Source organism: Amycolatopsis sp. FU40 (assembly GCF_021903635.1).
In the GTDB taxonomy this organism is placed as follows: Bacteria; Actinomycetota; Actinomycetes; order Mycobacteriales; family Pseudonocardiaceae; genus Amycolatopsis; species Amycolatopsis dendrobii.
The window spans coordinates 4,294,427-4,306,113 of record NZ_CP091381.1 but is presented as its reverse complement, the minus strand read 5'-3'; the positions used below and the strand labels follow the sequence as shown (position 1 = coordinate 4,306,113).

The window sequence follows — 11,687 nt, the reverse complement described above, 5'->3', positions numbered from 1 at the left end:
CGTCGCCGCGACCCGCTACCGAACACGCTTACCCCGCACCCGCCCGGCGCGGTGGACTCGACGCCATGACGAGCGAAGGAATCCCGCGGTTCGCCCGGCTGCCGGTGCTGGCGGTCGCGGCGGGCGCCGTCGCGCTGCTCGTGGCGACGAGCACCCGGTACGCGCACGGCTTCGACGAGCTGTACTTCCTCGTGGCCGGTCGAGATCATCTGAGCTGGGGGTATTTCGACCAGCCGCCGCTCGTCCCGCTGCTGGCCGGCACGCTCGACCAGTGGTTCCCCGGTTCGCTGGCCGCGCTGCGGCTGCCGATGGCGCTCGCGGCCGGCGCCGGGGTGATCGTGACCGCGCTGACCGCCCGCGAACTCGGCGGCGGGCGTGGTGCGCAGGTCATGGCAGCCGGGGCGTACGCAACGTCGGGGCTGATCATCATCAGCCACTGGGTCGCCACGTACGCACTCGACCCGTTCTTCTGGACGCTCGTGGTGTTCCTCCTCGTGCGCTGGACGCGGACCCGGCGCGACGGCCTGCTCGTGTGGGCCGGAGCGGTCACCGCCGTGTCGCTGCAGACGAAGTTCCTGATTCCCGCACTGTGGGGCGCGGTGCTGGTGTCGGCGTTGCTCTTCGGGCCGCGCATCCTGGTGTCCCGGCCGAAACTGTGGCTGGGCGCGCTGATCGCCGTCGTGGCGACCTTGCCGACGTTGCTCTGGCAAGCCACGCACGGCTGGGCCTACACCCGGATGGGCGAAGTCGTCGCGGCCGAATTCCCCGGCTATCTCACGTTCGCGCGCGACGGCTTGCTCAGTGCGGGAACGGGAATCGGCGTGCTGGCGCTGCTGTACGGGATGTGGCGGCTGTTCCGTTCGCCGGACCTGGCGCCCTGCCGGTACCTCGCGGTGGCGTTGCTGCTGGTCGTGGCGGTGATCATCGGGACGCACGGCCGCTCGTACTATCTGATGAGCCTGTATTCGCTGCCGTTCGCCGCCGCCGCGACCGAGCTTTCGCGACGGAATCTGGTGCGGTGGTGGAAAATCCCGGTCGGAATCGCGTTCGCGCTTTCGGCCGCGATCACCGTCGCCGGGCTGCCGGTGTGGCCCGCTTCGATGAAAGCCACGTCGTTCGGGCCGATTTCGCTCGGCACCGTGTTCGCGGCCGGGGAGACCGCGCAACAGCAGCTGGCGGACGGCGTCGGGCAGGCGTATCGGTCACTGCCCGAGCCGGTGCGCCGGGAAACCGCCGTATACGGGGAAATCTACCCGTTCGCCGCGGCCGTCGAGTACTACGGGCCGCGGTACGGGATCCACGATGTCTACAGTGGACACCGAGGATACTGGTACTTCGACCGGCCGCCGGATTCCGCGAAGAACGTGCTTTTCGCGGGCTTCGATCCGGCGTTGCTGCGCCCGTACTTCTCTTCGGTGACTGAAGTGGTGCCCGGGCTGATGTGGCTGTACACCGGGCGAAAGCAATCCTGGGAAACGATCTGGCCAGAGGTGAAGAAACAATGAGCGACTCCTTGCCCGCGCGAGCGTACTTCCTCGCCTGCGACCCCGACGGCGGCCCGGTCTCCCGGCGTCCCCGGGCGGCCCTGCTGGTCCGCGCGGCCGCGGTGACCGACCTGGTGCTGCGCGGAAACCTCCGCGACCAGCGCGGCCACGCCGAACCGGCCGATGCCGCCCCGACCGGCGACCTCCTGCTCGACGATCTGCTCGCCGACCTCCGCGCGCACAGCCCGGCCTCCTGGCGCGCGCTGCTGCGGCGCGGCAAGAACGACACGCTGCAGTCGCTGGAAACACAACTCTCCGCGGCGGGGCTGCTTGAAGAAGGCCGCAGTTCAGTCTTGCGCCGCAAGGTTTTGGCGCCTTCCGACCCGGCGCGAGTACGCGACGCGCACGCGCGGCTCGACCATGCCCTGACCGCCCCGCTGTCCGAAGTGGACGCTTCTGCCGCGGCGCTGGCCGCTCTCGCCGCGGCGTCCGGAGCCGGAATGTCCCGCTCGGACGCGCGGCACCACGCTGATCGGCTGAAGGATCTGGAGAAGCTCGCCGGACCGGTCCTTCCCGCGCTCCGCAAGGCCGTAGCGGGCCGGCGCGCGGCGCGGATCGCGGCGTTCTCGGGCGGTTCCGGAGGCTGAGTCGACAGTTCGGCCGCTGCCGAAGCGTGGACGTCGTACCGTGGCGGACATGACCTCCTTCGCCGCATTGCACGTCCCGGGTCGTCCGCTGTTGCTGCCGAACGTCTGGGAGTTCGGTTTCGCCGCCGCCCTCGCCGCCGCGGGCCACCCGGCGGTCGGCACCACCAGCCTCGGCGTCTCGGCCGCCGCCGGGCTCGCCGACGGCGCCCCGGAGTCCCGTGCCGCGACCGTCGCGCTGGCGAAATCGCTGGCGCCCCTGGACATCCTGGTCAGCGTCGACCTCGCCGACGGCTTCTCCGCCGACCCCGAGGAAGTAGCGGACCTCGTCGCGGAACTCGCCGACGCCGGGGTAGCCGGGATCAACCTGGAAGACGGCCGGGCCGACACCCTCGCCCCGATCGTCGTCCAGGCCGCGCTGCTGGCCAAGGTGCGCGAACGCGTCCCGGGCATGTTCCTCAACGCCCGCACCGACACCCACTGGCTCGGCGCCGGACCGGCCGCGGACGCCATCACCCGGGCCCGTGCGTACGCCGACGCCGGTGCCGACTGCGTCTTCGTTCCCGGCCTGCACGAACCAGCGGACGTGGCAGAGCTGGTCGAGGCGGTCGACGTGCCGGTGAACCTCCTGCATCTGCCCGGGAAAGCCACTTTCTCCGGATTGGCTTCTTTGGGCGTGGCGAGGGTCAGCCTCGGCTCAACGCCTTACCGGGTAGCGCTTTCCGCCGCTCTGTCCACAGTGGACTCGGTGCGGGACGGTGCCGAACTGCCGATGAAGCCGCCTTCGTACGGCGATATCACGGCCTTGCTCCCGTAATCTGGGAGACATGATCTTCGGAGGAAACACCGACTTCGCTGTCCCCGCCGGATACCTCAACACGCCCAGCATCGGAATCCCGCCCGCGCCGGTGGCCGAAGCGGTCGAAGCCGCCGTCGGCCGGTGGCGCACCGGCAAGGACGCCCCGTCGGACTTCGACGAGGCGGTATCCCGTTCCCGCGGCGGGTTCGCACGGCTCGCCGGGGTCCCAGCGGACCGGGTGGCGATCGGCGCGTCGGTGTCGCAGTTGACGGCGAACGTCGCCGGCGGATTGGCTCCGGACGCCCGAGTTCTCGTCGCCGAAGGCGAATTCACCAGCGTGACGTTCCCGTTCGCGCAGCGGGCGAATGTCACCGAAGCGCCGCTCGCCAAGCTGGCGCAGCACGTCGAAGGCCACGACCTCGTCGCGGTCAGCCTCGCGCAGTCCGCCGACGGCGCGCTGCTGGACACCGCCGCGCTGCGGGCCGCCTCCGAAGCCGCGGGCGTGCCGGTCATGATCGACGTCACGCAAGCCGCGGGCTGGCTGCCGCTGGACGTCGCGTGGGCGGACTGGATCGTCTGCGGGGGCTACAAATGGCTGTTCTCGCCGCGCGGCTGCGCCTGGCTCGCGGTGCATCCGCGGGCGCACGAACGGACCCGCCCGGTCGCCGCCAACTGGTACGCCGGCGACGATCCGTGGTCCTCGGTATACGGAATGCCGCTGCGCCTGGCCGGAAACGCGCGCGGATTCGACCTTTCGCCGGTGTGGCTGTCGCACGTTGGCGCAGCGGAAGCGTTCGGTTACTTCGCGTCACTGGACCTCGCCGCGGTGCGCGATCACAACGTGGCACTGGCCGACTCCCTGCGCACCGCGGCCGGGCTGGAGCCGCAGGGGAGCGCGATCGTGGCGCTGGAAGCCGATCCCGCGCGGATCGCCGAAGCCGGCATCGTCGCGAGCGTCCGCAACGGGCGGGTACGGGTCGGTTTCCATCTCTACAACGGCCCTGACGACGTCGAACGCGTTCTGGACGCCCTGGGCGCAGCGTCTGGCTGAAGGCTGCCGGGGCGGTGAACTACGGTGTTCGCGTGTCCCATCCGCACTTCACCCCCGGACCCTCGGACACGGCCCCGATCCCGGCCGTGCCCGCGCAGCCGGGTCCGCCGCCCGGGCCGTCGCGCAACCGCGCCCTGCTGCTGCGCGGCGCCGGGCTCGTGGCGATCGCCGTCGTGGCCGGTCTCGTCTGGTACCTGATCCGGCACGACAGCACGCCGGACGAGCCGGTCGCCGAATCCCCGGCGACCACGACGAAGCCCGCGTTCGACTACAAACTGGCCGAAGGCCCGGTCAAGGCGACCGACTGCGCGGCCAACGCCTACTCCGGCGCCAAGAAGTTCTTCCAGGACAACCAGTGCAAGTCCCTGGCGCGGGCGCTGTACACGGTGCAGTCCGGGGACGCGAAGGCGCTGGTCTCGGTCGTGCTGGTGACGATGCCGGACGCGGCGAAGGCGACGGAGCTGAAACAGCTCACCGACCGGGACGGCACCGGCAACGTGAGCGACCTCGTCCGCGACGGCACCTTCCACGACACGGACGCCCCGAAACTGAGCGGCGACGAGGCCGAGTACGAGTCGAAGGCCAGCGGCCCCGAGGTGACGATCGTGCTGACCGACTTCTACTACGGCCATCACGACAAGCAGCTGCTCAACCGGATCGCGAAGAACGCTTTGAAGCTGTCCGGGAAGCTCCGCTGAGGTCTCGTGAGTGCCTGCGCCGGTTCTAACCGGCACAAGCACTCACGAGCTCCGCCCGGCCCGCGCGCTTTTCCTACGAGGGCTGCCCGGGCAACGCCACCGCAGCGGGCTTCTGACCCGCCTCCTGCCGCCAAGGCATCCCCCGCCGCGCCGCGGCGATCAACGCCTGCAAAGCCATCCCGCGCAACCCCGAGTCATCGGTATGCGTGAGCACCGCAAGCCAAGCCGCGGCCGTGTCCGCCTCCGCGCTCGCCACCAGCGCAGCGGCCGAAGCCGTGTCCGTAACCGGTTTAGGCGGCACATACGCGGCTTCAGGCGCAACCGGCGTCGCTGAGACCGAAGTGATCATCTGCGTCACCACATCGCGTCGCGCAGTGTGCTCCGCGCGCCCGGCCTTCACCGCCTCTCCGAAATCACCCGGCAGGAACGCCGTCACCAGCCCGTACACCCACAGTGACGCGTGCTCGGCCGCCAGCGCCTTCTGCAGCGAATCCACCGCTTCCTTCGGCACCGGCGACGGCGCGGCCGCGGGCTTCGCGTCGGCCCCCGGACCGAGTTCCGGCGCGACCCGCTGCAGCCCGGCGCACCCGGCGGCCACCGACGCGACGATCCCGGCCCGGTACGCCGGCAGCGCGGGCACCAGGTCCTCGGCCTGCTTGCGCGCGGCGGCGAGCCGGTCCTTGAACCCGGCGAGCCCGACCGGCGCGGCGGGGACGTTCGCCGCCCGCTTGGGCCGGTTCAGCCGGTCCACCTCGGCCTTGAGCGCGGCCGCCTGCGCGGCTCTGGCGTCGGCGACCTGGCCGGCCGCGTCGCCGCCCGCGGGCAGCTTCCTGGCCGCGGCGGCGTCCGCCTCGGCCGTCGCCAGCAGCGGGGCCAGTGGATCGGGGGCGTCGTCGTAGCCGCCGGAGCAGGCGGCGAGCGGCACAGCCGCGGCGACAGTGGCGCTCAGTGCGCCCAGACGCAGCACGGCGCGCCGGGAGAGGTCTGCGGTCACGTCGGCCCATCCTGCCAGGCCGCCCGGGTGCGCCGCCGCTCGCGCGTCCTGGCGGGGGCGCAGGATAAGCTTGACCTTCACCGACCACAGCCGTGACCAGCCCGCGTCACGACGGCCGAACAGGAGTGCTCCACGTGCCCAACGAACTCGCCAGCCGGCTGGAGCCGATCGTGGCCGAAGCCGTCACGACCGCGGGTTTCGACCTCGACTCGCTCGAGGTGCAGCAAGCCGGAAGGCGACAGCTGGTGAAGGTGGTCGTCGACTCCGACGACGGCGTCGGGCTGGACGAGGTCGCCGAGGTCAGCCGCACCGTCTCGGCCGCACTCGACGAGAACGAGCACGTGCTGGCGAGCGCCTACACGCTCGAGGTCACCTCGCCGGGCCTCGACCGGCCGCTCACCCAGCGGCGGCACTGGCGGCGCGCCCGGTTCCGCCTCGTCAAGATCACGCCCGTCGAAGGCTCCGCCTACCTCGGCCGCGTCGGGCACGCCGGCGAGAAGAGCGTGCGCGTGCTCGCCGACGGCCGGATCAAGGACGTGCACTACCGATCCGTCGCGAAGGCCGTGGTGGAAGTCGAATTCAAGCAACCGCCCGCAGAAGACCTCAAAGCCCTGGCCGACGACAGCGCTGCCGAGGACGACAAGGACAAGAAGGAGGAGTCGAAGTGAACGTGGACATCGCCGCGCTGCGGGCGATCGAACGGGACAAGGACATCCCCTTCGACACGGTCATCGAGGCCATCGAGACCGCGCTGCTCACCGCGTACAAGCACACCGAGGGCCACCAGCCGCACGCCCGCATCGACATCGACCGCAAGACCGGCCTCGTCCGCGTCCTCGCGCACACCCTCACGTCCGAGGGCGAGGTCGACGAGGAGTGGGACGACACGCCCGAGGGCTTCGGCCGGATCGCCGCCACCACCGCGCGCCAGGTCATCCTGCAGCGGCTGCGCGACGCCGAGCACGAGAAGACCTACGGCGAGTTCTCCGCCAAGGAGGGCGAGATCGTGGCCGGGGTGGTGCAGCGCGACGCGCGCGCCAACGCCCGCGGCATGGTCGTGATCCAGGTCGGCGACACCGAGGGCGTGCTGCCGCAGGCCGAGCAGGTCGCGGGGGAGTCCTACGAGCACGGCACCCGCATCAAGGCGTTCGTGTTCGGCGTGTCGCGCAGCAACCGCGGCCCGCAGATCATGCTGTCGCGCTCGCACCCGAACCTGGTGCGCAAGCTGTTCGCGCTGGAGGTCCCGGAGATCGCCGACGGCACCGTCGAGATCGCCGCGGTCGCCCGCGAACCGGGGCACCGGTCGAAGATCGCCGTGCGCTCGACCATCCCGGGCGTCAACGCGAAGGGCGCGTGCATCGGCCCGATGGGCGCGCGCGTGCGCAACGTGATGAGCGAGCTGGCCGGCGAGAAGATCGACATCATCGACTGGTCCGACGACCCGGCCAAGTTCGTCGGGAATGCATTGTCGCCGGCGAAGGTTGTTTCGGTACGTGTCGTGGACGAGCGCGCCAAGACGGCGAGGGTCGTCGTGCCGGACTTCCAGCTGTCGCTGGCGATCGGCAAGGAGGGCCAGAACGCCCGCCTCGCCGCCCGGCTCACCGGCTGGCGGATCGACATCCGCAGCGACGCGGCCCCCGCCGAGCCGGCCGGTCCGGCCGGGGGTGAGCAAGACCACGCCGGCCAGGCGCGGCCCGCCGCGGCAACCGGTTCGGCCGACTGAAGGTGCAGGCGCTAGACTCGACAACGGTTCAAGACCCGCGAAGGGCTACTGGGGACACCCCCGACCTCCAGCGTCACCGGCAGTCGCCGGTGCGCACGTGTGTCGGCTGCCGGAAACGGGACTTGACCGGTGAACTGCTGCGCGTGGTCGCGGCGGACGGGCGGCTGGTCGTCGACGAACGTCGGCGGCTGCCGGGCCGGGGTGCGTGGCTGCACCCGGGGCCGGGCTGCCTGGCCAAAGCCGAGCGGAAGCGGGCGTTCCCGCGGGCCCTCCGGGTCCAGGGCGCGCTCGAGGCCGCGGGGCTGCACGACCACGCGGCGTTCGCCGCAGGCAACGACTCCGGGACACTCCCGGAGTCGCGAGAAACAAGGAAGCAGGTCGACCCGTCATGAGTCAGCCGTGAAGCTGAAGCCATGAACGCGCGACGATAAGGACGAGGTCAGCGGGTCTTCCGCCTGGCCTCCCCTAGATGAGGAGAGCTGTGCCAGGCAAGGCCCGCGTACACGAGCTCGCTAAGGAGCTCGGCATCACCAGCAAAGAAGTTCTCGCCAAGCTGAAGGAGCAGGGCGAGTTCGTGAAGTCCGCGTCGTCCACCGTCGAGGCGCCCGTCGCCCGCCGGCTCCGCGACGCGTACCCCGCCAAGGGCGGGAAGAAGCCCGGTCCCACGCCGGGACCGCGCCCGGCCCCGAAGCCGCCCGCTCCGCAGCAGCAGAGCGCCGCTTCGCAGGCCCCGTCGGCTCCGGCGCCCGCGCCGCAGCAGGCCCCGGCCGTGAAGCCGGGTCCGCAGGCAGCCAAGCCGGCCGCGTCCCCGGGCCCGAAGCCCGGCGGCCCGCGCCCCGGTCCGCGCCCGCCCGCCCCGGCCCAGCCGGCCCCAGCGCAGGAGGTCCCGGCCGCCAAGGCCGAGCCCGCCGCGCCCAAGCCGGCCCCGAAGCAGCAGGACTCGTCGTCCGCCGGTTCGGTCGTGCCGCCCAAGCCGCAGGGCCCGAAGCCCGGCGGCCCGAAGCCCGGTCCGCGCACCCCGCGGGTCGGCAACAACCCGTTCGGCGTCGGTTCCGGTTCCCCGGCCCCGCGTCCGCCCGCCCCGCGCCCCGGCCCCGGCCAGGGCGGCGACAACCGTCCCCCGCGTCCGGGCGGCGGCCAGGGCGGCGGCGAGCGTCCGCCGCGTCCCGGCGGGCAGGGCGGCGGCAACCGGCCGAGCCCGGGCAACATGCCCCCGCGCCCGAACCCCGGCATGATGCCGGGCCGTGCCCGTCCGGCCGGACCGGCAGGCGGCCGGGGCGGTCCTAGCGGCGGCGGTCGTCCCGGTGGCGGCGGCGGTCGTCCTGGCGGCGGTGGCGGCGGCTTCCGCGGCGGCCCCGGCGGCGGCGGCGGTGGCGGCGGTTTCCGTCCCGGCGGCGGTGGCGGTGGCGGCGGCTTCCGTCCTGGCGGCGGCGGTGGCGCCCCGGCCGGCGGCGGCGGCTTCCGCGGCGGCGGCGGCCGTGGCGGCCCTGGCGGTCGCGGCGGCACGGCCGGCGCCTTCGGCCGTCCCGGCGGGCCCTCGCGCAAGGGCCGCAAGTCGAAGCGGCAGAAGCGCCAGGAGTACATGGACAACATGCAGGCGCCCAGCGTCGGCGGCGTCCGCCTGCCCAAGGGCAGCGGCGAGACGATCCGGCTGCCGCGCGGCGCTTCGCTGACCGACTTCGCCGAGAAGATCGACGCCAACCCGGCTTCGCTGGTGCAGGTGCTCTTCCACCTCGGCGAGATGGTCACCGCGACGCAGTCCGTGTCGGACGACATCCTCGAGCTGCTCGGCGGCGAGATGAACTACGTCGTCCAGGTCGTCTCCCCCGAGGAGGAGGACCGCGAGCTGCTGGAGACCTTCGACATCACCTATGGCGAGGACGAGGGCGGCGAAGAGGACCTGCAGGTCCGGCCGCCGGTCGTCACCATCATGGGTCACGTCGACCACGGTAAGACCCGGCTGCTGGACACGATCCGCAAGACGAAGGTCCGCGAGAGCGAGGCCGGCGGGATCACCCAGCACATCGGCGCCTACCAGATCGAGACCGAGCTCGAAGGCGTGCCGCGGCTGATCACCTTCATCGACACCCCGGGTCACGAGGCGTTCACCGCCATGCGTGCCCGAGGCGCGAACTCGACCGACATCGCGGTGATCGTGGTGGCGGCCGACGACGGCGTCATGCCGCAGACGGTGGAGGCGATCAACCACGCGCAGGCCGCGAAGGCCCCGATCGTGGTCGCGATCAACAAGATCGACAAGGAGGGCGCGAACCCGGACAAGATCCGGCAGCAGCTCACCGAGTACAACCTCATCGCCGAGGAATACGGCGGCGACACGATGTTCGTCGAGATCTCCGCACGGGAGAACATCAACATCGACGGGCTTCTCGAGGCGATCCTGCTGACCGCGGACGCGGCTCTGGACCTGCGGGCCAACCCGGACATGGAAGCACAGGGCGTCGCGATCGAGGCGCACCTCGACCGCGGCCGCGGCCCGGTGGCCACCGTCCTGGTCCAGCGCGGCACGCTGCGCGTCGGCGACTCGGTCGTGGCGGGCGACGCCTACGGCCGCGTCCGCCGGATGGTCGACGAGCACAACGAGGACGTCACCGAGGCGCTGCCCTCGCGTCCGGTCCAGGTCATCGGGTTCACCTCGGTGCCGGGAGCGGGCGACACCTTCCTGGTGGTCGACGAGGACCGCGTCGCCCGGCAGATCGCCGAGCGCCGCTCCGCCCGCACCCGCAACGCGCTCAACGCGTCGCGCCGCAAGCGGGTCAGCCTCGAGGACCTCGACTCCGCCTTGAAGGAGACGAGCAGCCTCAACCTGATCATCAAGGGCGACAACTCGGGTACCGTCGAAGCGCTCGAAGCGGCGCTGCTGCAGCTGGACGTCGGCGAAGACGTCGAACTGCACGTCGTGCACCGCGGCGTCGGCGGCGTGACCGAATCGGACATCGACCTGGCGACCGCGTCCGACGCGATCGTCCTCGGGTTCAACGTCCGGGCGCAGGGCAAGGCGACCGAGCGGGCCACCCGCGAGGGCGTCGACGTGCGCTACTACACGGTCATCTACCAGGCGATCGAGGAGATCGAGCAGGCTCTCAAGGGCATGCTCAAGCCGGAGTACGAAGAGGTCGAACTGGGCCGCGCCGAGGTCCGGGACGTCTTCAAGTCCTCCAAGATCGGCACGATCGCGGGTTGCCTGGTCATGTCCGGCGAGATCCGGCGCAACGCCAAGGCCCGCCTCCTGCGCGACGGCAACGTCATCGCGCAGAACCTGCCGATCAACTCGCTGCGTCGGTTCAAGGACGACGTGGTCGAGGTCCGGGAAGGGTACGAGTGCGGTCTCACGCTGGGCTCGTACAGCGACATCAAGGTCGACGACGTGATCGAGACCTACGAACAGCGGGAGAAGCCCCGCGCGTGAGCGACCGGTCCGGGGTGCGCCAGCCGCGCACCCCGGACCGCCCTCGCGGCACAACTTCGCCATTTATGTTTGTCGGAGCCCTAGAGCTTGACCTGCTGCTCGACGACGTGCATTCGTTGAAGCAGAAGCGATCCGTGGTGCGGCCGGTGGTGGCCGAACTGCGGAAGCGATTCGCCGTCTCGGTCGCCGAGGCGGGACATCTGGACCTGCACCGGCGCGCGCTCATCGGCGTCGCCGCGGTCGCCCCCGACGGCGAGCACATCCGGGACGTGCTCGACGCGTGCGAGCGGTTCGCGGCGGGCCGCCCCGAGTTCGAACTGCTGTCCGCGCGCCGCCGGCTGCTCGGCCCGGACGACTAGAACACCCGGAAATCCGGAGAAGGAGACCTCAGCCATGGCCGATCCCGCTCGAGCGCGCAAGCTCGCCAAGCGGATCTCGCAGATCGTGGCCTCGGCGATCGAACACGACGTCAAGGACCCGCGACTGGGCGCGGTGACCATCACCGACGCCCGTGTCACTGCGGACCTGCACGACGCCACGGTGTACTACACGGTGCTCGGCGAAACCGTCGACGCGGAGCCGGACTTCGCGAGCGCCGCGGCCGCGCTGGAAGCCGCGCGCGGCGTCCTGCGCACCAAGGTCGGACAGGGCACCGGCGTCCGCTACACCCCGACGCTCACCTTCGTCGCGGACAGCGTCCCGGACGACGCCCGCCGCATCGAAGAACTGCTCGCGAAGGCCCGCGAATCGGACGCCGAGGTGGCCCGCCGGGCGACCGGAGCGCAGCCCGCGGGCGAAGCGGACCCGTACAAGGCCCCTCGCGCCGAAGAGGACGAGGAGCAAGCAGAAGAGGAGACGCGCGGCTGA

Annotated in this window: 12 protein-coding genes; 11 read left to right on the top strand and 1 reads right to left on the bottom strand. The window is 71.7% G+C overall.

The window, feature by feature from the left end:
• Nucleotides 1–65 precede the first annotated feature (65 nt).
• From L3Q65_RS20570 to L3Q65_RS20550, 5 genes are read left to right on the top strand one after another with little or no spacing between them, the layout of a single operon-like run.
• Nucleotides 66–1,505, top strand: a complete 1,440-nt coding sequence (locus tag L3Q65_RS20570) for a glycosyltransferase family 39 protein (RefSeq protein WP_237600567.1) — start codon at nt 66–68, stop codon at nt 1,503–1,505.
• A complete protein-coding gene (locus L3Q65_RS20565) occupies nt 1,502–2,131 on the top strand; it encodes a GPP34 family phosphoprotein (RefSeq protein WP_237600566.1) in 630 nt (209 codons plus the stop codon). The genes L3Q65_RS20570 and L3Q65_RS20565 overlap by 4 nt, the downstream gene beginning before the upstream one ends.
• 49 nt (nt 2,132–2,180) lie before the next feature.
• Nucleotides 2,181–2,945 carry an isocitrate lyase/phosphoenolpyruvate mutase family protein gene (locus L3Q65_RS20560; RefSeq protein WP_182893434.1) on the top strand — a complete coding sequence of 255 codons (765 nt, stop codon included), beginning with the start codon at nt 2,181–2,183 and terminating at the stop codon, nt 2,943–2,945.
• 10 nt (nt 2,946–2,955) lie between these two features.
• On the top strand, nt 2,956–3,978 hold the full coding sequence (locus tag L3Q65_RS20555; RefSeq protein WP_182893433.1) for an aminotransferase class V-fold PLP-dependent enzyme: 1,023 nt from the start codon (nt 2,956–2,958) through the stop codon (nt 3,976–3,978).
• A 32-nt stretch (nt 3,979–4,010) separates the two neighbouring features.
• Nucleotides 4,011–4,676 carry a hypothetical protein gene (locus L3Q65_RS20550; RefSeq protein ID WP_182893432.1) on the top strand — a complete coding sequence of 222 codons (666 nt, stop codon included), beginning with the start codon at nt 4,011–4,013 and terminating at the stop codon, nt 4,674–4,676.
• A gap of 73 nt (nt 4,677–4,749) precedes the next feature.
• Here L3Q65_RS20550 and L3Q65_RS20545 read toward each other — a convergent pair whose 3' ends face one another.
• Entirely contained in the window at nt 4,750–5,670 is a 921-nt protein-coding gene (locus tag L3Q65_RS20545) for a ferritin-like domain-containing protein (protein ID WP_237600565.1), read from the bottom strand.
• Nucleotides 5,671–5,804: 134 nt separating this feature from the next.
• On the opposite strand from L3Q65_RS20545, the gene rimP reads away from it, so the two are divergent.
• The 6 genes from rimP (at nt 5,805) to rbfA (ending at nt 11,687) form a co-directional block, all read left to right on the top strand.
• A complete protein-coding gene (rimP, locus tag L3Q65_RS20540; protein WP_182893431.1) occupies nt 5,805–6,338 on the top strand; it encodes a ribosome maturation factor RimP in 534 nt (177 codons plus the stop codon).
• Nucleotides 6,335–7,393 carry a transcription termination factor NusA gene (gene nusA, locus L3Q65_RS20535; RefSeq protein ID WP_182893430.1) on the top strand — a complete coding sequence of 353 codons (1,059 nt, stop codon included), beginning with the start codon at nt 6,335–6,337 and terminating at the stop codon, nt 7,391–7,393. The genes rimP and nusA overlap by 4 nt, the downstream gene beginning before the upstream one ends.
• Before the next feature lie 89 nt (nt 7,394–7,482).
• Nucleotides 7,483–7,785, top strand: coding sequence for a YlxR family protein (locus L3Q65_RS20530; protein WP_182893429.1), 303 nt, complete (start codon nt 7,483–7,485; stop codon nt 7,783–7,785).
• 89 nt (nt 7,786–7,874) lie between these two features.
• Nucleotides 7,875–10,820 (top strand): translation initiation factor IF-2, encoded by a 2,946-nt coding sequence (gene infB, locus L3Q65_RS20525; RefSeq protein WP_237600920.1) that lies wholly within the window; start codon nt 7,875–7,877, stop codon nt 10,818–10,820.
• Nucleotides 10,821–10,885: 65 nt separating this feature from the next.
• On the top strand, nt 10,886–11,179 hold the full coding sequence (locus tag L3Q65_RS20520; RefSeq protein ID WP_009080501.1) for a DUF503 domain-containing protein: 294 nt from the start codon (nt 10,886–10,888) through the stop codon (nt 11,177–11,179).
• A 34-nt stretch (nt 11,180–11,213) separates the two neighbouring features.
• A complete protein-coding gene (rbfA, locus tag L3Q65_RS20515) occupies nt 11,214–11,687 on the top strand; it encodes a 30S ribosome-binding factor RbfA (RefSeq protein ID WP_037369137.1) in 474 nt (157 codons plus the stop codon).